This is a genomic window from Nocardia sp. Tas62D01, from assembly GCF_055232035.1.
On record NZ_JBUYUZ010000001.1, the window covers coordinates 4,345,347 to 4,365,020 of the forward strand.

The window sequence follows — 19,674 nt, forward strand, 5'->3', positions numbered from 1 at the left end:
TGGTTCGCCCAGCACATGCCGATCACGAAAACCTTATCTCCTTGCTACCGCGGAGTAACGTCTGGCCCATGCGTGACCTGGACAATTCACCTGGCGGTGAGGAAACGGCCGAAAACCCCGCCGGCGCAGATCCGGCTGATGCGCGCGCAGCCGCCGATCCGGCCGTGCTGCGGGCAGCCACCGATCTGGCCGCGATGCGGGTCGAATACGGCGGCACCCCGTTCGGCAATGGCGAAGACACCGATCTGGACGAAACCTGGTTGGCGGGCGGCTGGGAGCCGTTGCTGCGCCACTGGATCGAACAGGCTACCGCCGTCGGTATCGCCGAACCGAATGCGATGGTGCTTGCCACCGTGGCGCTCACCGACGCCGGGCCACGCCCGGTCGCGAGAACGGTGCTGTGTAAAGGACTGTCACCCGAAGGCGTGACCTTCTATACCAACTACGACTCGGCCAAGGGCAACCAACTCACCGCGGACCCGTTCGCGGCGGCTACCTTCGTCTGGCCGGCACTGAGCAGGCAGGTGAATGTGCGCGGCGCGGTCGAAACCGTGCCCGCCGAGACGACCGCCGTCTACTGGCGCTCGCGTCCGCGGGACTCCCAGTTGGGTGCGTGGGCCTCGCAGCAGTCCCGGCCGATCGGGTCGCGGGCCGAGCTGGATCGTATCCTGGCCGAAACCACCGCCCGCTTCGCCGATGTCGACGAGATCCCGGTGCCGCCGCACTGGGGCGGCTATCTCTTACGGCCGGACGAAGTGGAGTTCTGGCAGGGCAGGCGCAGCAGGCTGCACAACCGAATCCGAGTCCTCATCGACGGCGCCGCGATGCAGGTGGACCGCCTACAACCCTGACGAGTGACCGATATCGCGTCGAGCCGCTGATCGACTCGTTACGCTCTCGCCGGTGAAGCTGCTCGCCGACACCACCCCGCTGCGATATGCGGACTATCGACGACTGTGGTCCACCAACGTGGTCACCGTCATCGGGTCGCAGCTTGCCGTCGTTGCGGTGCCGCAGCAGATCTTCCAGATCACCGGCAGCTCGGGGTATGTCGGCTTGGCAGGCCTGTTCGGCCTGGTGCCGTTGATCGTGTTCGGGTTGTGGGGCGGCGCGCTGGCCGACGTGATGGACCGCCGCAAGCTGCTGCTCGTCACGAACGCGGGCACCGGACTGACCGCGCTCGCGTTCTGGGGACAGGCCGCCGCCGGACTGGACAGCGTCTGGGTGGTGCTCGGGCTGTTCGCCCTGCAGCAGGCATTCTTCGCGGTGAACCAGCCGACGCGCAGCGCGGCCATCCCCCGGCTGTTGCCGCCCGAACAGCTGCCCGCCGCCAACTCGCTGAGCATGACCGTGCAACAGGTCGGCGCCATCGCAGGACCGGTGCTTGCCGGTGCGCTGATCCCGGTGGTCGGGCTGCCCACCCTGTATCTGAGCGACGCCATCGCCCTGCTCGCCACTGTCTGGGCGGTGTGGCGGCTGCCTGAGCTGCCACCGACCGGGTCGGCACGTAAGGCCGGATTCCGTACCGTCCTGGACGGTTTCGCCTATCTCGCGACCCAGCGCATCCTGCTCGCCTCGTTCGCGGTGGACGTGATCGCCATGGTGTTCGGCATGCCGCGCGCGCTGTTCCCGCAGATCGCGCAGGAGACCTTCGGCGACCCGGCCACCGGTGGTGTCGCGCTCGGTCTGCTGTTCGCGTCCATGTCGGTGGGCGCGGCGCTCGGTGGCGTCTTCTCCGGCTGGATTCCGCGCATCCGGCGCCAGGGCCTGGCCGTGGTGGTCTGCATCGGACTGTGGGGTGTGGCCATGGCCGGGTTCGGTCTCGCCGTTGGATTCACCGGGCACGGCCTCGATCTCGGGCTCGGCCTGTGGATCGCGTTGGCCTGCTCGGCCTTCGGCGGCGCGGTCGACATGATCTCGGCCGCGCTGCGAGTGACGATGCTGCAGACGGTTGCCACCGACGAAATGCGCGGCCGGTTGCAGGGCGTCTTCATCGTCATCGTCGCGGGCGGTCCGCGCATCGGTGATGTTGCCCACGGTTTCGCCGCGGCCGGCCTGGGTACCGCCGTTGCCGCGGCGGGCGGTGGCGTGCTGGTGGTGATCGGCGTGGTGATCGCGGCGGTGGCCTTCCCGGCGTTCGTCCGCTACCGAGTGGGCAGGTCGCATTCCGAGCCGGTGCCTGCGGTGAGTGAGCGCGGCGAGTGAACCATCGGCACTCGCTCGACGGGGTGAACGAACACGGCGGCGCGGGCGTCGAAACCTCACTCGGGGAGCGCACGTTTGTAAGCTCGTCCGGTGGGCACCCTCGTTCCCGGACCGGGTGGGCAGCGACTAGCGTCTAGATAACGCACCGCCGTGCCGACCGCACCCCGATGCCGACGGTCCTAGCCTGAGAGGGATCTTTCCGTGCCCGAAAACGACCACATCAACGACGCCAAGCCGGTGCTGAGCTACCCGGGTGGCGAATACGCCATGACGATCGCCGAAGCCTCCGAAGGCAATGACGGCATCGACCTTGGCAAAATGCTGGCGAGCACCGGGTATGTGACCTACGACCCGGGTTTCATGAACACCGCGCCCACCAAGTCGGCGATCACCTACATCGACGGCGAAGCGGGCATTCTGCGCTACCGCGGCTACCCGATCGACCAGCTCGCGGGGTCCTCGACCTTCATCGAGGTCAGCTACCTGCTGATCTACGGCGAGTTGCCCACTCCGGCGCAGCTGGACGATTTCACCGATCGTATCCGTCGCCACACCCTGCTGCACGAGGACCTGAAGCGGTTCTTCGACGGCTTCCCGCGCAACGCGCACCCGATGCCGGTGCTCTCCTCTGCGGTGAACGCACTGTCGGCCTACTACCAGGACTCGCTTGACCCGCGCGATCCCGAGCAGGTCGAGCTATCCACCATCCGACTACTGGCCAAGCTGCCGACCATCGCGGCGTACTCGTACAAGAAGTCGGTCGGCCAGCCGTTCCTCTACCCGGACAACTCGCTGAGCCTGGTGGAGAACTTCCTGCGGATGACCTTCGGTTTCCCGGCCGAGCCCTACGAGGTCGACCCGGAGATCGCTGCCGCGCTGGACATGCTGCTGATCCTGCACGCCGACCATGAGCAGAACTGCTCCACCTCGACGGTGCGTCTGGTCGGCTCCTCGGACGCCAACCTGTTCACCTCCGTCTCCGGCGGCATCAACGCGCTGTGGGGCCCGCTGCACGGCGGCGCCAACCAGGCCGTGCTGGAGATGCTGGACGGCATCAAGGCACAGGGCGGCGACGTCAAGGAATTCATCCGCAAGGTCAAGAACAAGGATGACGGCGTGAAGCTCATGGGCTTCGGGCATCGCGTCTACCGCAACTACGACCCGCGCGCCTCGATCGCCAAGAAGCACGCCGATGCCATCCTGAGCAAGCTCGGCGGCGGCGACGAACTGTTCGACATCGCCAAGGCTCTCGAAGAGGCCGCGCTCACCGACGAGTACTTCATCTCGCGGCAGCTGTACCCGAATGTCGACTTCTACACCGGCGTCATCTATAAGGCCATGGGCTTCCCGACCCGGATGTTCACCGTGCTGTTCGCCATGGGCCGACTACCCGGCTGGATCGCACACTGGCGCGAAATGCAGAGCGAGCCACTGAAGATCGGTCGTCCGCGCCAGATCTACACCGGCTACGGCGCGCGTGACTACCACGAGATCAACAATCGCTAGCGACTGCTCGCAAGTCGCTCGAAACAATATCGCTAGCGACTGCTCTCAGTTTCGACCACCATCACCTATCGAAGGGGATAGCCGAATGACCAAGCCGGAGATCGAGTTCCAGGCGGGCCCCGCGCCCACCGAGCTGGTGATCAAGGACATCATCGAGGGCGAGGGCACCGAAGCTGTGCCCGGCGGCAATGTCGAGGTGCACTACGTCGGCGTCGAATTCGAATCCGGCGAGGAGTTCGACTCGTCCTGGAAGCGTGGCGAGTCCATCACCTTCCCGCTGCGGGGCCTGATCCAGGGCTGGCAGGACGGCATCCCCGGCATGAAGGTCGGCGGCCGTCGTCAGCTCACCATCCCGCCGGAGCTGGCCTACGGGCCGGCCGGTGGCGGCCATCACCTGTCCGGCAAGACGCTGGTCTTCGTCATCGACCTGCTGAACGCCAACTAAGGGAAAACGCTTACCGCGGCCCGTGTTCCACTCCGGTGGACACGGGCCGCGGTCGTTCTATTCATGCACGATTTCGACCGGATCGGTGAGGGCAAGAGCGAGCGCGGCCTGTTGGTTGCTGCTGCGCTGGGGGAGTGCGGGTGCCGAGATCGGTGTTCGGATCCACCGCGCCGCCGACCAGCGAGCCGATACCGGTCAGCTGTGATCCGGCCTGGCCCGAAACGCTGTGCAGGGCTTCGAGTTTCCCGATGATGTCGGCCACCTGCGGATCGCTACCGGAGAACGGAGGCGGGCGTACCGGCAGCAGCGACCCCCGATCCGGTTGGACCGGTCACTGCGCCGTGCGGTCGGGCAAGTGCAGGACCAGGCGGATGCCGCCCAAGGTGCCGTCGTCGAAATAGGCTCGCCCGCCATGTAATTGAGCCTGTTGGGCGACCAGGGCCAGGCCCAAGCCGGAGCCACCCTTGCTGGCCTGGCTGCCGCGGTAGAAGCGTTCGAAGACCGCGTCGCGTTCGGCTACCGGGATACCGCGGCCGTTGTCGTCGATGGAGATCACGATGTGCCCGTCCGGCGCACGGTGCGCCGACACCAGGGCCTCGGTGGCGCCGCCGTGGGTGACTGAGTTCTTCAGTGCGTTGTCGACGGCCAGGCGCAATCCGGCGGGCAGGCCGCGGGTCACCAGTTCGGCGTCGGTGTCGATGCGTACGGTCAACCCTGGGAAGTGCCGCATGGCGTCGTGCGCTGCCTGGTCGCACAGGTCGCCGACATCGGTGGCGACGTGGTCGTGCTCGTTGGTCAGGTCGCCGGTGGCCAAACGCTCCAGTGCGGCGAGGGTGGTCTCCACCCGGCCCTGGCTGCGCGCGAGGTCGGTGAGGATCTCGACGCGCTGCGCCTCATCGAGCTCCATGGTGCGCAATACCTCGAGATCGGTGCGCATCGCGGTGAGCGGGGTGCGTAGCTCGTGGGCGGAGACGGCGGCGAAATCGCGCGCCGTCTCCAGTGCCGCCGCGGTCTGGCCTTGGGCCTGATCCACTCGGTGCAGCATGGTGTTCACCGCGTCGGCGAGCTTCTCCGCCTCCCGCACGCCGGATCCGTCCACCGGTGGCTGGGGATTGTCCGGATCGGGGAATCCGCTGCGGGCGCCGACCTGACGCGTGAGGTCGACGATTGGGCGCACCGCGCGACCGGCGAGCAACCAGCCGAGCGCGGCCGCGGCGGCAATGGCGAGCAGTGCGCCCGCCAGCACCCACCGTTGCTGCTCGGCGGTTGCGCGGGCCGCCTCCGCGGCGGGAATGCCCAGCGACACCGTCCGTCCCGCGGGTTGATTCTCGGTCGTGGTGAGCACCCGATAGCGGGTGCCGCCCGCGGTGATTGTGCGGGAACCGGTTGGTAGATCGGGCAATTGGGTCGGGCCGCTTGCCACGCCCTTGCCGTTGTCACGGACGGTGATCGCCAGGTTGTTGTTCAGCCCGGAGAGGGTGACGAACCCGGCGGCGAGCTCTGGCTGGAGCAGGACGATGCGCGAGACGATGGTGAGCTGCTGATCGATCTGCTGCACATTGTTGCGTTCGATCGCGCGCACGCTGATCGCGCTCAGCAGACTCACGATGATGACTGCGCCGGCGGCGGCGGCCGCGGCGACCCGGGTGCGCAGCGAAAATGACCCACGCCGACGGCTCTTCGTGGGTGCCGTCGCTGTGCTGGGGTTCTTCATACCCGCCGCGTCCGCACTCGTACCCGCCGAACCCGGAATTGCATTGGGGTCCGGTGACTTCGGGTTTGCTGGACTCGAATTCATCTACGCGCCCGAATCATTTGGGCGTCCGCAGCACAAACCCGACCCCGCGGATCGTGTGCAGCAGCCGGGACGTGTCGCCCACCTCCAGCTTGCGTCGCAGATAGCCGACGAAGACGTCCACCACATTGGTGTCGGCCGCGAAGTCGTAGCCCCACACCAATTCCAGCAGTCGTTCGCGGCTGAGCACCACGCCCGCATTCCTGGCCAGCGTGGACAGCAACTCGAATTCTCGCTTGGTGAGCTCGATTTCGCGCCCGTGCAGCAGTGCACGATACCCGGCGACGTCGACCTCCAGCGGCCCGACCGTGATCGCGCCCGGGGTGGCCGCGGCCGGGGTGTCCGCGCGACGACGCAGCAGCGCCCGGATCCGCGCCACCAGCTCGGCCAGCACGAACGGTTTGACCAGGTAGTCGTCGGCGCCGGATTCCAGCCCGGAGATCCGGTCGTCGACCGAGGCCCGCGCGCTCAGCACGCAGATCGGCACCTCGTTACCGAGCGCACGCAGCGCGGTGACGACCCCGGCGCCGTCGAGCACCGGCATATTCATGTCCAGCACGATCGCGTCCGGCGCGTGCTCGGTCACGCTGCGCAGCGCCGCTGCGCCGTCCCTGGCGACCAGCACTCGAAAGCCCGACAGCCGCAGCCCGCGTTCGACCGAGGCGAGCACGTCCTCGTCGTCATCGACAACAAGGACGGCCGGGGTCGAAGTGCGCTCGGTGGTCACGTCATTCATTGTGCCGTCATATGACGCCAGGGCCGGTCAGCATCGGCTGGTGTGCCGGTTAGTAGCTGTGGCAGGAGTTGGCCACCGTGCGGATCGTTTCACGCAGGCTCGAGCCGCGCGGATCGTTCTGTGCGTCCTGCGCCGCGCCCGGGTTCTCCTCGATGAGGCGCTGGAACTCCGCGCGACGCTGCTCGACCGGCTGATCGAACTTGCGCGCCAGCTCGGCCTTCTGGGTCGGGTTCGCATCGAGCATCGAGGCCAGCTGCGGCGCCTTGGCGTGCAGGGCGGCGTCGACCTGGGCGAAGGAACAGTCGGAGTTCAGCAGCGGCGCGGCGAGGTCGGCCATGGGGTCGGCCGACGCGATGGCCGGCGCGAGGAACATGGTGACCGTGGCGATACCGCCCGCGGCGAGAACGGCGTAGGCCGGCCGACTGCGCAAAGCCTTCATGGTGTGCCTCCAGATCTTCGAGGGGTGCGTGCGTAAGTGGTCTCGACGCGGTCTAGAGGCTATTGCCCACAGCTGGCACCTGTGTGAACAAACTCTGAGGAATCTCTGAGCAGGCCAACTGATTTCGTATGTAGATGGGTAACTCGTCGGGTACGCCGACAACTCGCCGAACACCTGACCGCCAAGCCCTGAACGCAGCGTACGTGGCACCCCAATGGTATGGCCTGACGACGCGGAGAGGCGGGCAAGCAATCTAGGACGGCACAACCGGATCCGTGTTCGGTGTGCGGTCGGTGGCGGGGTGGGCGGCGGCGATTTGTTCTTTCAGTGCGGCAAGCACCGACGGATCCTCGATGGTGGAGGGAATCTCGTAGGCATCGCCCGCGGTGATCTGCCGGAGCGTCTTGCGCAGGATCTTGCCCGATCTGGTCTTGGGGAGCGCGGTCACCACGACGGCATCGTGCAGCGTCGCGATCGCACCGATCTGCTCACGCACTCGATTGATCAGTTCGTCGCGCAGCTGGGCCGGATTCATCACGATGCCGGACTTGAGCACCACGTACGCGATCGGCCGCTGCCCCTTGAGTTCATCGGGCAGGCCGATCACCGCGCATTCGGCGATCGCCTCGTGGCCCGCGATCGCGGCCTCGATACTGCCGGCCGACAGCCGGTGCCCGGCCATATTGATGACGTCGTCGCTACGGCCGAGGACGAAGAGGTAGCCGTCCTCGTCGAAGTAACCGGAGTCACCGGTCAGGTAGTGGCCGGGGAAGGCCGACATATACGACCGGACATAGCGATCTTCGTCACGCCATAGTCCGGTGAGGGTGCCCGGGGGCATCGGTAGCCCGATCACGATGTTGCCCTCGGTGTTCGGCGAGACGGCGTTGCCCTCGGCGTCCAACACGCGCAGGTGGAAACCGGGCACCGGCGCCGACGCCGAGCCGACCTTGATCGGAAGTTGCTGCATTCCGAGCGGATTCGCGCAGATCGGCCAGCCCGTCTCGGTCTGCCACCAGTGGTCGACGACGGGGCAGTCCGGCTGCTCGGCGAGCAGCGTGTCGGTGGCCCATGCGTAGGTGGCAGGGTCCAGCCGCTCGCCCGCGCAGAACAGCGCATGCAACGAGGACAGGTCGTAACCGTGGGCAAGCGCGGCGTCGGCATCGGCCTTGCGGATGGCGCGCAGCGCGGTCGGCGCGGTGAACAGCACCCGGACCTTGTGCTCCTCGACCACCCGCCAGTACGCGCCCGCATCCGGCGTGCCGACCGGTTTACCCTCGTAGAGCAGGGTTGTCGCGCCGACGAGCAACGGTGCGTACACGATGTAGGAGTGCCCGACGACCCAGCCGACGTCGGAGGCCGCCCACATCACCTGGCCCGGTCCCACGTCGTAGATATTGCGCATCGACCAGGTGAGGGCGACCGCGTGTCCGCCGTTGTCCCGCACGATGCCCTTGGGCTTCCCGGTGGTGCCCGAGGTGTAGAGGATGTAGAGCGGATCGGTCGCGGCGACCGGCACCGGATCGGCGCGCGGTGCATCGCGTACGGCGTCTTCCCAAGACAGCCACTGGGCCGCGACGGACTGCGCTGAGCTCGGTAGCGACTCGGTCGCGGGCTGCGGTGCGGGGAAGCGGATCGGCGGGAACTGCGAACGCTGCTTCACGATGACGGCGCGCGGCGCGGTGGTCTCGGCGAGGTCGAGTGCGTGCAGAACAATTGGCGGATAGTCGATCCGGCGGCCCGGCTCCAGACCACCGGAGGCTGTGATAATCAACACTGGCTCGGCATCATCGATGCGCGCCGCGAGCTCCGGTGCCGCGAAGCCGCCGAACACCACCGAGTGCACCGCGCCGATGCGCGCGCAGGCCAGCATGGCGATCACGGCCTCGGGGATCATCGGCAGGTAGATGATGACTCGGTCGCCCTTGGTGACACCGAGCCGGACCATCGCACCGGCGAAGCGGGCAACCTCTTCGAGGAGTTCGGCGTAGCTGAAAACTCCTCTGGCGCCGGTCATAGCGGAGTCATATATTAGGGCGGGCTGGTTCGCCCGGCCCTTCTCGTCGGCGGTGCCACTTGCCGTGTCCCCGTACACATGTCGGTCGAGAGCGTTGAAGGAGGTATTGAGTCGAGCATCCGGAAACCACCTGGTCATCGGACGACCCGTGGTGTCGACGATATGGGTTGGCGGCACCACCCAGTCGATCGCCTCGGCCGCGCTGCTCCAGAACTCAGCGGGATCGACCAAGCTGGTCTGATAGACCGATCGGTACTCGTGCCACGCGTTCAACCCGGTGACTCCCTAGCCTCGCCTCGATGCCCGCCTCGATAGATCAGCCTGATTGTGGCAGACTTCACGCGACGCCCGGGTGGGTGCCGCGACCTTTGGTTATGCCTGGAACGGGCTGGTCAAGGCCAGTAGCCTTACTCGGAGTCATCCAAGAAGTTATTGATCCGTTAGAATCTGATGTCACTTAATTGGGCAGTCGTAGACGCAATTTCTCGGCCAGCCGCAGTTCCTCGGCCAGCTCTGCCTGTCGAGCCAGCATGCGAGTGTGGAGGTTCGCTGATGGCGCGTGGTTGGGGCCAGTTTGGAAAGTGAGTGGGAGATGCGTGACGCCGCTAGGTCCGGCAGGAAGCGCTGGGCGCTCGGCAACTGGGACCTGCGCTGGAAGGTTACGGCTGTTTTGGCCGTGCCGCTCGCAGTCGCGGTCGGCCTCGGCGTGTCCAGGATCGCGTCCGAGTTCGCGAACGCGAATCGACTGGGTGCCGCTGCCCAGAACATCGTGGCCATCCCGGCGGTAACCGGGCTGAGTGCACAGACGGCGACGACCGCCGCCTCGCAGATGATTGCCCTGTTCCCGGGTGCACCGTCCATCGTGTCGGACAAGAACCTGTCGGATCTCGATGCCGCCATCGCCAACGCGGAGGGCGCGGTGGACCGGCTGAGTGGGGTGCCAGGCGCCCGCGCGTCGCTCAACAGCATGCTCACCCAGGCGAAAGCCGTGCGCGCCCAGGGCAAGACCGCGTCGACGCAGTCCAGCACCGACATCGTCGCGATGATCGACCGGGTCCGCAACGACAGTGTGCGCATTGTCGAGAGCACGGTCGGTCAGGTCAGCGACCCCGGCATCGATCAGGCGAAGCTGCGCCTGGTCGACTCGCTCAACACCCGTGCCTCGCTGGTTGGCGAGGTCGCCGCGTTCCCGGAAGTGCTGCGCAATGCGCCGACCGGCGTGCAGGGCTTCCTCACCGCCGCGAACACCGAGCGCTCGCTGCTCAACGTGCTCGCGCATCGCTTCCCCGATGGCGATACCTCGATCGCCGATCTGCGAGCAGGCATCGACACCAGGATCGCGCTGCTGAGCAGTCCGCAGGCGCAGGCCGGTCAGATCCCGATCGGCGACTTGAAGAATTCGCTGACCGCCAGCCTCGATGTCTACGAGCGCGTGGTGGGCAAGGCAATCAAGGACATCGACGCCACGATGAATTCGCTGGTGTCCACGGCCAATACCGACGCGTGGACCTACACCGCCGTCGTCGTCGCGACCATCCTCGCGGCGCTGTTGCTCGCGGTGTTCGTGGCGCGCTCGATGATCGTGCCGCTGCATCGGCTGCGCCTCGCGGCCCTGCGGGTGGCCGAAAGCGACCTGCCGCACGAGGTCGCCCAGCTGCGTAACGGCGCGTCCCCCGAGGACGTGCCGCTGGAGCCGATGCCGGTGCGCAGCACCGAGGAGATCGGCCAGTTGGCGCGCGCCGTCGACGATATCCACGGGCAGGCACTGCGACTGGCGAGCGATCAGGCGCAGATGCGTTCCCAGGTCAACGACATGTTCGAGACGCTGGCCCGCCGGTCCAAGTCGCTGGTCGACCATCAGCTCACCCTGATCGAGGCAATGGAATACGACGAGAAGGATCCACGACTGCTGGAGAACCTCTTCCGGCTGGACCATCTCGCCGCTCGTATGCGTCGTAACGGCGACAACCTGTTGATTCTCGCCGGCACCAGGCAGCGCCGCGCCAAGTCCGCACCGGTCGAGATCGCCGACGTGCTGCGCGCCGCGATCTCCGAGGTCGAGGACTACGAGCGTGTCAAACTCGGTGCGACGCCGCGCGGTTCGCTGATCGAGCCCGCCGCCTCCGATATGGCGCACCTGTTCGCCGAGCTGCTGGACAACGCGCTGCGCGCCTCCCCGCCGGAGACCGACGTGAAGTTCACCTTCGCGCAGGCCCACGACCAGGGCATGCTGATCGAGGTGGCCGACCGCGGTATCGGTATGCCGCCCACCGAGATGGCCGATATCAACCGGCGGTTGGAGCAGACCGCCGAGCCCGGCCGCGACACCGCGCGGCACATGGGTCTCTTCGTGGTCGGCAGGTTGGCCGAGCGGCACGGGCTTACCGTGCGACTGCGGCCGACCTTCGACATCGCGCGCGATCCAGGTGTCACCGTGGTCGTGCACGTTCCTGTCGGTCTCATCGTGATCGGAAAGGGACCGAAATCCGCAGTGGCCACGCAGGCCGGGCCACAGGTGTCGGCAGCTGCCGCGCAACGGCAGGCGGCTCCGTCATCGATGCAGATGCGGGGGATTACCAGGACTCCTGGGGGCAATGTGATGGTCACCGTCGATCCCGGGGTGAGCGGCCCGATTCCGGTGAGCAGCCCCGCCCCCGCCGTAGGCCGCCAGGCTCCGGCCGATGGTGGTTTGCCGCAGCGGTCGCCGGGATCGTCGATGGCCGCTGGGCTGCGACCGAATTCGGCACAGCCCGGTCCGACCCTGCGTCCGCCGCCGGGTCAGCAGGGACAGGCGCCAAGCGGTCCGCAGCGCGGCAAGCTCGCCGCGGCGAACCTGCCCAAGCGCAACCTAGTGGGCGGTCCGCCGCCGCGGCAGCCTGGTGGTGCCGAGCCGACCGTGTCGGGTGTGCCGCCGCGTGATGCCAACTCCGGTGAGCTGCCGCAGCGTCAGTCGGATGCCAACGGCGTGCCACAGCCGAACGCCACCGGTGGTCTGCCGCAGCGCCAACCGGGTGTGAACGGTGTGCCGCAGCGTGACTCGAATGCTGGCGGTCTGCCGCAGCGTGAGCCCGGTGTGAGTGGTCTTCCGCAGCGTCAGGCAGGTCTGAATGGCGTGCCGCAGCGTGAGCCGGGTGCGGGTGGTCTGCCACAGCGCGATTCGAACACGGGTGGTCTGCCACAACGTGACACGAACACCGGTGGCCTACCGCAGCGTCAGTCGGGGCTGAACGGTGTACCGCCGCGTGAGCCGAATACGGGTGGTCTGCCGCAGCGCGATTCGAACACGGGTGGTCTGCCGCAGCGCGATTCGAACACGGGTGGTCTGCCGCAGCGCGATTCGAACACGGGTGGTCTGCCGCAGCGTCAGCCGGGTCTGAATGGTTTGCCGCAGCGCGAGCCGGGATCCAGCAGTCTGCCGCAGCGTGATCCGAGCGCGGGTGGTCTGCCGCAGCGTGACCCCGCTGCCGGTGGTCTGCCGCAGCGTCAGCCCGCCGCCACGAATCTGCCGCAGCGGGACGCGCCAAGCGGCCTGCCGCAGCGTCAGCCGGGTTCGCAGGTGCCGCCGGGTCTGCCGCAGCGTCAGCCGGGTTCGCAGGTGCCGCCGGGTCTGCCGCAGCGTGATTCGGGTTCGACCGGTCTGCCGCAGCGGGAAGCGGCGGCGGGACTCGGTCTGCCGCAGCGGGAGCGGAGCAATCCGCAGTCCGCGCCGAGCGGCGAACAGCCCGCGGTCTCGGAGTCCGGTGTACCGCTGGGTGGCCGCGACCCCGGTCGCCACAGCTTCAAGGCCGATCCGGGGAAGACCGCATCGTTCTTCCAGACTCGATTGCAGCCGGCCGCCGAGACCAGCTCGCCGATGGACAGCCCGATCTTCGCCGAAATGATGTCGGCCTGGCTGTCGGATCCGAATCCGGACCGGTCCCAAGTGGCCGCTTCATTCGAATCACCGGGCGACGAAGGTTGGCAGGCAGCTCGCCGGGCGAGCGAGGCGCAGGCCGAAACAAAGACGGCCGCCGGGTTGCCGCAACGCAATCCGGGCGGAAGGCTGGTCCCCGGTGGCGTCAACGGCACCGCGGATCGGGCGCCGCGTCGCGATCCAGAAACCATCAGGTCCAGCTTGAGTCGTCACCAGCAGGGCGTCCGGGATGGCCGCGCAATGAAGGCAACGAACCTAACCGGAGATAAAGGAGACCGATGAATCCCGATCTAGGTGGTACGAATCGTCAGCTGGATTGGCTGGTTTCGAACTTCGCCAACGATGTTCCTGGCGTAGCCCATGCCGTCCTGGTCTCGGCTGACGGCCTACTCATGGCCGCGAGCGCCCAGCTGCCCGTTGATCGCGCAGAGCAGCTCTCGGCCGTCACCGCGGGACTCGCCAGCCTGTCAGTGGGCGTCTCGAACCTGTTCGAGGGTGGCACCGTGCTGCAGTCGGTCGTCGAGATGGAGCATGGCTACCTGCTACTCATGGCAGTCGGCGACGGCTCCTACCTCGCGGTCCTGACCAACACGTCCTGCGATATCGGTCAGGTCGGATACGAAATGGCCTTGTTGGTCGAGCGTGTGGGTCAGACAGTTCAGGCCACGCCACGCGTCACGATGGGTTCCTGATGGTGGGATGGACATAGACGATCACCGCGTAGGGAGCGCCGAGCCGAGCCTCGTACGTCCATACTCGCTGACTGCTGGCCGCACCAGGCCTGCGGTCGAGTTGGCGTTGGAAGCCCTCGTCGCATCGCATCCGGGCGCCCTGGACCGGCAGTTCGAACTGACCAACATCGAGACGTCAATCGTGGAGTTGTGCAGAGAATCGCCGTCTGTTGCCGAGGTAGCAGCACGTTTGGGTATTCCTATCGGGGTGGCCCGGGTGCTGGTAGCCGACCTCATCGAGGCCGGACATGTCCGCGTTTCGGCAACTTTGAAAGACGATTCCAGCGACGATGAACGTCGCGAGCTGATCGAAAGGGTTCTCAGTGGACTCCGGCGTATTTGATTCGACGGCGCAGGTCGATACCCGCACCAGTAAGCCGACTTCGGCGAAGATCGTCGTCGCCGGTGGCTTCGGTGTCGGCAAGACCACGTTGGTCGGTGCAGTTTCGGAGATCGTTCCGCTGCGCACCGAGGCATTGGTGACCAATGCCAGCACCGGAATCGACAACCTGACGGGCGTTCCGATGAAGGCCACCACCACGGTGGCCATGGACTTCGGCCGAATCAGCCTGGCCGACGATCTGGTGCTCTACCTGTTCGGTACACCTGGCCAGTACCGGTTCTGGTTCATGTGGGACGACCTGATCCGCGGCGCCATCGGCGCGGTGGTGCTGGTCGATACCCGCAGGCTAGAGGACAGCTTCGCGGCCGTCGACTACTTCGAAGCGCGCAACCTACCTTTCTTGGTCGCGCTCAATGAATTCGACGACGCACCGCGCTACCCGATCGAGGACATCCGCCAGGCCCTTGCGGTGCCTGCGGACGTGCCGATTCTCTCGATCGACGCGCGGCGGCGTGATCCTGCCAAGCATGCACTGGTCTCGTTGACCGAGTACGCCCTGCGCAAGGTGATGCAGGGCTACTGAGTTGCTCGCGCGGCGCGCGCCGGAGACGTGATCGGGTGATTAGGCTCGCCCGGTGAGGATTTCGGCGCGCGTACTGCTCGAGCAATTGCTCGACCCGGACTCGTTTGTCAGTTGGGATCGGCCGCCCGTCGCGGTGGCCGTCACCCGGCAGTATGACGAGGATCTGCGCAAGGCCGCGGTGGCGGCGGGCACCGACGAGTCGGTGCTCACCGGCGTGGGGCTGTTGCGTGGTCGTAGGGTGGCCGTAATCGCTTGTGAGTTCGGCTTTTTGGCGGGCTCGATCGGTGTCGCCGCGGCCGAGCGGATCGGCTCGGCGGTCGAGCGCGCCACCGAGCTCGGCCTGCCGCTGGTGGCCTCGCCGACGTCCGGCGGTACTCGCATGCAGGAGGGCACGGTCGCCTTCGTGCAGATGGTGAAGATCGCCGGCGCTGTCGCGACGCACAAGGCCGCGGGCCACCCCTATCTGGTGTATCTGCGCGACCCGACCATGGGTGGGGTGTTCGCCTCGTGGGGTTCGTTGGGGCACATGACCTTTGCCGAACCCGGCGCGTTGATCGGATTCCTCGGCCCCCGGGTCTACAAGGCGTTGTACGGCAAGGACTTTCCCGAGGGCGTGCAGACCGCGGAGAACCTGTATCACAGCGGTGTCATAGACGGCGTCGTCCCGGTCTCGGTGTTCCGTCGAATTGCGCACCGCGCCTTGAGCGTGCTGAGCGGTGTGCCGGATCCCGTTGCGGCGGAACCGGGTTGGGCCGTACCGATTGGAGAAGGTGAGCAGCCGCGACCGGTGTCCGTCGAAATTCCGGCATGGGAATCGGTGACGATCTCGCGCCGCCCCGGCCGCCCCGGCCTGCGCGACCTGCTGCGCCATGTGACGCAACGGGTTCCGCTCAGCGGCACCGGCCAGGGTGAGTCCGATCGCACTATCGTGCACGCACTGGCCAAGTTCCGTGGCCAGCCGTGCGTGGTGTTCGGGCACGATCGCTCGGGCCGGCTGGGCGAGTACACCATGGGTCCCGCCGCGCTGCGTGAGGCCAGGCGCAGTATGGCGCTTGCTCAGGAGTTGCGGCTGCCGCTGGTGCTGGTGATCGACACCATCGGCGCGGCGCTGTCGAAGGAAGCCGAGGAGCGCGGACTGGCATCCGAGATCGCCCGCTGCATAGCGGATTTGGTGACCTTGGACACGCCGACCATCTCGGTGCTGCTCGGGCAGGGAACCGGCGGCGGCGCGCTGGCACTGCTGCCCGCGGACCGGGTACTCGCCGCCACCCACGGCTGGCTTGCGCCATTGCCGCCGGAGGGCGCGAGCGCGATCGTGTACCGCGACACCGACCATGCGGCGGAACTGGCTCGGGCGCAACGGATCCGCGCGGCCGACCTACTCCAGGACGGCATCGTGGACCGGATCGTGCCGGAACTACCCGACGCCGCCGACGAACCGGTCTGCTTCGCCCGCCGCATGGTCGCGGCCATCGCCGAGGAGCTCGCGGCTCTGCGCGCCCGGCCGGTGGCAGAGCTGCGGGCGACGCGCCACACGCGCTACCGCAGGCTCGGCCTACCCGCGGGCTGAACGCCCCCGTCCCTGGGTCCTGCCGCCGCCCCGGATTTGATCCGGAACCCAGGCGACCGGGGAACCGCCGCCGGACTCGAACCACGGCCGAGGTGGCGGTCGGACCGCCGACCGAAGTCTCGGCCGGAACCCGAATTGCCGGGGGTAAATCCGCGTCCGACCAGCGAATTGTGAATCAACACGCCAAGCGGTGTCGTTGACGACTCGCCGCGGCACTTCTACCGTCGAGAGGTGACCTTCAAAAGCGAGACCAACGCCATTCCCTCGATCGTGCTGAACGACGGGAACGTGATCCCGCAGCTCGGCTTCGGCGTGTTCCAAGTGCCACCCGATGACGTCTTCCCGGTGGTCACCACCGCACTGGAGGTCGGCTACCGCAGCATCGACACGGCCGCCGCCTACGGCAACGAGGAGGGCACCGGTCGCGCCATCCGCGAATTCGGGCTGCCGCGCGACGAGGTCTACGTGACCACCAAGCTGTGGAACTCCGACCAGGGCTATGACTCCACGCTGCGCGCCTTCGACGCCAGCATGGAGCGGCTCGGCCTGGACTACCTCGATCTCTATCTGATCCACTGGCCGGTCGCGGCGGCCGATCGCTACGTCGACACCTTCCGCGCCTTCCAGGCATTGAAGGCGCAGGGCAGGGTCCGGTCGATCGGCGTCTCGAACTTCACCATCCCCGATCTCGAACGGCTCATCGGTGAGACCGGCGAGATCCCGGTGGTCAACCAGATCGAACTGCACCCCCGGCTGGCTCAGCGCGACCTGCGCGCCTTCCACGACAACAACGCCATTGCCACCGAGGCGTGGAGCCCGCTCGGCCAGGGCACCCTGCTCGATGAGCACATCATCGTCTCTATCGCCAACGAGGTCGGCCGCACCCCGGCGCAGGTGATTGTCCGCTGGCATCTGCAGCACGGCATCATCGTCATCCCGAAGTCCGTCACGCCCGAGCGCATCGCCTCGAACTTCGACGTCTTCGGATTCGAACTCACCCCTGAACAGATGGACGCGATCGACGCACTGGACAAGGGCGAGCGAATCGGCCCGGACCCGGCCACCTTCAGCCTGGGCCTGGATGCCTAGTTACTTCGACAGCCCCGCCTGACCAGCACCGATCACCAGCATGTCGAAATCTGTCAGCACAGGGGCGAATCGTATCGCGGTGTGATTTCCAGCGACCTGCAAGCAGTGGCCAGCGGTTCGTGCCGCAGACTGTGGCAGAGTTGATGTAACCACTCGAACCGGTCAGTTGGGGAGAATGCATGCTCGGAGTTAGCCGCGATGGTGAGGTCGTCACCATCGAACTGCAGCGCGAGGAGCGTCGCAACGCGCTCGACAACGAACTGGTGGCACAGTTGCGCGAGGCGGTGTGGACGGCGGCCCAGGAAGCGCGGGTGATCGTGCTCACCGGGCAGGGCCCCATCTTCAGCGCGGGTGCGGATCTGTCCGGCGCCTACTCGGACGAGTTTCTCGAGGGCCTGCTGGACATGCTGCGAGCCATCGAGTCCGTACCCGTCCCGGTGATCTGCGCGATCAACGGCGCGGCGCTCGGCGCGGGCGTGCAGATCGCACTCGCCTCGGACCTACGGGTGATCGCCCCGGACGCCTACATCGCGATTCCCGCGGCCAAGCTCGGTATTTCGGTCGACCGCTGGACCGTCCGGCGCCTGGCGTCGCTGATCGGCGGCGGCCCGGCCCGGACCATCCTGCTCGGCGCGAAATCGGTATCGGCCGCCGATGCCTACGCCTTCGGCTTCGCCAACCAGCTCGGCACCCTCGCCGACGCGCAGGACTGGGCCAAGTCGATCGCTCAGCTGGCTCCATTGTCGCTGCGCCACCTGAAGTTGGTGCTCAACGACGACGGCACCCGCGACCCCGAGAACCATCGGCAGCGCGATGCCCTACTGGCCGCGTGGACCAGCGCGGATGCCGAGGAGGGACGCCTGGCTCGGCAAGAAAAGCGCGCCGCGAAGTTCGTAGGGCGATGATATGAGGGCGAAGAAGATCGTCGCCGCCGCGGCGGGCGCGCTGGGTGTTGCGTGGGTGGTCCGCGCGGTGTGGGATATCCCCTCCGCGATCGGCGCCTCGATGTCGGCCATTCAGTCGAATGCATCCGGCGCGGTGAGCTACCGCAATAGCCAGTTCCACAACACCGAGCCGAGCAGTCAGCTCGTCGAGGGCGCGACGCTTTCGCTGCTGTATTCGGCGCTGACCCGGCGCAATGCCGGCCATCCGCGTGGCGCGATTCCGCTGGAGACGCCGGTGGTGCCGCAGGAGGCCGCCGATCTGGCGGTCACCTGGTATGGGCACGCGTCCGCGCTGGTCGAGGTGGATGGCTACCGAATTCTGACCGATCCGGTATGGAGCGAACGGGTTTCGCCGTCGGCCATCGTCGGTCCGGCGCGGATGCATCCGGTCCCGACGCCGCTGTCGGACCTGCCGCCGGTGGATGCGGTGATCATCTCGCACGACCATTACGACCACCTGGACAAAGCCACCGTCCGGGCGCTGGTGCTCGGTCAGTCCGCGCCCTTCCTGGTGCCGATCGGTATCGGCGCGCACCTGCGGCACTGGGGTGTTCCGGAGCATCGGATCGTCGAATTGGATTGGGGCGGTACGGTATCCCTTGCCGCGCTCGGCCGCGAGCGGGACGGCACCGATCTGGTGATCACCTGTACCGAGGCGCGGCATTTCTCCGGCCGCGGCCTGGTGCGCAACACCACGCTGTGGGCGTCCTGGTCCATCGTCGGTCCGACCCGGCGGGTGTACTTCGGTGGTGATACTGGTTACACCAAGGCATTCGCCGCAGCCGGTGCGGCGCTTGGTCCGTTCGATCTGACTTTGCTGCCGATCGGCGCGTACGACGAGCGTTGGCCGGACGTGCACATGAACCCGGAGGAAGCGGTTCGCGCTCACGCCAATCTGTGTGTCGGCGATCCGGGCCACGGCATGCTCGTGCCCATTCACTGGGCGACCTTCAATCTGGCCTTCCACGGATGGTCGGAGCCGGTGCGCAGGATGGTCGAGGCGGCGCGGGCGGCGGGCACCGCGATCGCGGTGCCGATGCCCGGGCAGCGCGTCGATCCCAATGGCCTTCCACCACGGGATTCGTGGTGGGAAGATGTGGGTTGATCTACCTCGGTTCCGTGACAGGAAGGAACGACAGATGAGTCTGGCGGACAGTCTGAAGGGCCTCGTAGGTAAGGGCAAGGAAGCGGCGTCCAAGAACGCCGGCAAGATCAATGAAGCGGTCGACAAAGCCGGTGATTTCATCGACGAGAAGACCAAGGGCAAGTACTCGGACAAGATCGAGAAGGGTAAGGAAGCCGCCAAGAAGGTGGTCCCGCCGAATCAGCAGCCCGGCCCCGAAGCCTGATGAGCGGCG

17 protein-coding genes are annotated in these 19,674 nt (G+C 67.0%); 13 read left to right on the forward strand and 4 right to left on the reverse strand.

The annotated features are described in order from the left end of the window. The first annotated feature begins 68 nt into the window (after nt 1-68). The 4 genes from pdxH (at nt 69) to ACV7NQ_RS20815 (ending at nt 4,156) form a co-directional block, all read left to right on the forward strand. Nucleotides 69-851, forward strand: a complete 783-nt coding sequence (gene pdxH, locus ACV7NQ_RS20800; RefSeq protein ID WP_463361191.1) for a pyridoxamine 5'-phosphate oxidase — start codon at nt 69-71, stop codon at nt 849-851. A gap of 52 nt (nt 852-903) precedes the next feature. Next, the gene (locus ACV7NQ_RS20805; protein WP_463361192.1) at nt 904-2,205 is read left to right on the forward strand and encodes an MFS transporter; all 1,302 of its coding nucleotides are present in this window, start codon (nt 904-906) and stop codon (nt 2,203-2,205) included. A 201-nt stretch (nt 2,206-2,406) separates the two neighbouring features. Then, a complete protein-coding gene (locus ACV7NQ_RS20810; RefSeq protein WP_463361193.1) occupies nt 2,407-3,711 on the forward strand; it encodes a citrate synthase in 1,305 nt (434 codons plus the stop codon). An 85-nt stretch (nt 3,712-3,796) separates the two neighbouring features. Continuing rightward, entirely contained in the window at nt 3,797-4,156 is a 360-nt protein-coding gene (locus ACV7NQ_RS20815) for an FKBP-type peptidyl-prolyl cis-trans isomerase (protein WP_463361194.1), read from the forward strand. Between the two features lie 331 nt (nt 4,157-4,487). Here ACV7NQ_RS20815 and ACV7NQ_RS20820 read toward each other — a convergent pair whose 3' ends face one another. The 4 genes from ACV7NQ_RS20820 to ACV7NQ_RS20835 form a co-directional block, all read right to left on the reverse strand. Continuing rightward, nucleotides 4,488-5,870: a sensor histidine kinase gene (locus tag ACV7NQ_RS20820; protein ID WP_463361195.1), complete on the reverse strand. Its 1,383-nt coding sequence runs from the start codon at nt 5,868-5,870 to the stop codon at nt 4,488-4,490. A gap of 97 nt (nt 5,871-5,967) precedes the next feature. Continuing rightward, entirely contained in the window at nt 5,968-6,687 is a 720-nt protein-coding gene (locus ACV7NQ_RS20825; protein ID WP_463361196.1) for a response regulator transcription factor, read from the reverse strand. A 49-nt stretch (nt 6,688-6,736) separates the two neighbouring features. Beyond that, entirely contained in the window at nt 6,737-7,126 is a 390-nt protein-coding gene (locus ACV7NQ_RS20830) for a hemophore-related protein (RefSeq protein ID WP_463361197.1), read from the reverse strand. 253 nt (nt 7,127-7,379) lie between these two features. Next, nucleotides 7,380-9,416 (reverse strand): AMP-binding protein, encoded by a 2,037-nt coding sequence (locus ACV7NQ_RS20835; protein ID WP_463361198.1) that lies wholly within the window; start codon nt 9,414-9,416, stop codon nt 7,380-7,382. Nucleotides 9,417-9,735: 319 nt separating this feature from the next. Here ACV7NQ_RS20835 and ACV7NQ_RS20840 point away from each other — a divergent pair, with 319 nt between their 5' ends. The 9 genes from ACV7NQ_RS20840 to ACV7NQ_RS20880 all read left to right on the forward strand — a co-directional run bounded on the left by ACV7NQ_RS20840 (nt 9,736) and on the right by ACV7NQ_RS20880 (nt 19,665). Further along, the gene (locus tag ACV7NQ_RS20840; RefSeq protein ID WP_463361199.1) at nt 9,736-13,338 is read left to right on the forward strand and encodes an ATP-binding protein; all 3,603 of its coding nucleotides are present in this window, start codon (nt 9,736-9,738) and stop codon (nt 13,336-13,338) included. Next, nucleotides 13,335-13,748, forward strand: coding sequence for a roadblock/LC7 domain-containing protein (locus tag ACV7NQ_RS20845; RefSeq protein ID WP_463361200.1), 414 nt, complete (start codon nt 13,335-13,337; stop codon nt 13,746-13,748). Before ACV7NQ_RS20840 ends, ACV7NQ_RS20845 begins: the two co-directional genes overlap by 4 nt. 7 nt (nt 13,749-13,755) lie before the next feature. Next, nucleotides 13,756-14,130 (forward strand): DUF742 domain-containing protein, encoded by a 375-nt coding sequence (locus ACV7NQ_RS20850; RefSeq protein WP_463361201.1) that lies wholly within the window; start codon nt 13,756-13,758, stop codon nt 14,128-14,130. After that, nucleotides 14,111-14,713 carry a GTP-binding protein gene (locus tag ACV7NQ_RS20855; RefSeq protein WP_463361202.1) on the forward strand — a complete coding sequence of 201 codons (603 nt, stop codon included), beginning with the start codon at nt 14,111-14,113 and terminating at the stop codon, nt 14,711-14,713. Before ACV7NQ_RS20850 ends, ACV7NQ_RS20855 begins: the two co-directional genes overlap by 20 nt. 52 nt (nt 14,714-14,765) lie before the next feature. Further along, nucleotides 14,766-16,283: a carboxyl transferase domain-containing protein gene (locus tag ACV7NQ_RS20860; protein ID WP_463361203.1), complete on the forward strand. Its 1,518-nt coding sequence runs from the start codon at nt 14,766-14,768 to the stop codon at nt 16,281-16,283. Between the two features lie 231 nt (nt 16,284-16,514). Next, entirely contained in the window at nt 16,515-17,372 is an 858-nt protein-coding gene (locus ACV7NQ_RS20865) for an aldo/keto reductase (RefSeq protein WP_463361204.1), read from the forward strand. 179 nt (nt 17,373-17,551) lie between these two features. Continuing rightward, entirely contained in the window at nt 17,552-18,277 is a 726-nt protein-coding gene (locus ACV7NQ_RS20870) for an enoyl-CoA hydratase (RefSeq protein WP_463361205.1), read from the forward strand. Between the two features lies 1 nt (nt 18,278). Then, complete coding sequence (locus ACV7NQ_RS20875) at nt 18,279-19,421, forward strand: MBL fold metallo-hydrolase (protein WP_463361206.1); 1,143 nt, start codon at nt 18,279-18,281, stop codon at nt 19,419-19,421. Between the two features lie 34 nt (nt 19,422-19,455). Next, complete coding sequence (locus tag ACV7NQ_RS20880; protein ID WP_463361207.1) at nt 19,456-19,665, forward strand: antitoxin; 210 nt, start codon at nt 19,456-19,458, stop codon at nt 19,663-19,665. Nucleotides 19,666-19,674: the final 9 nt, after the last annotated feature.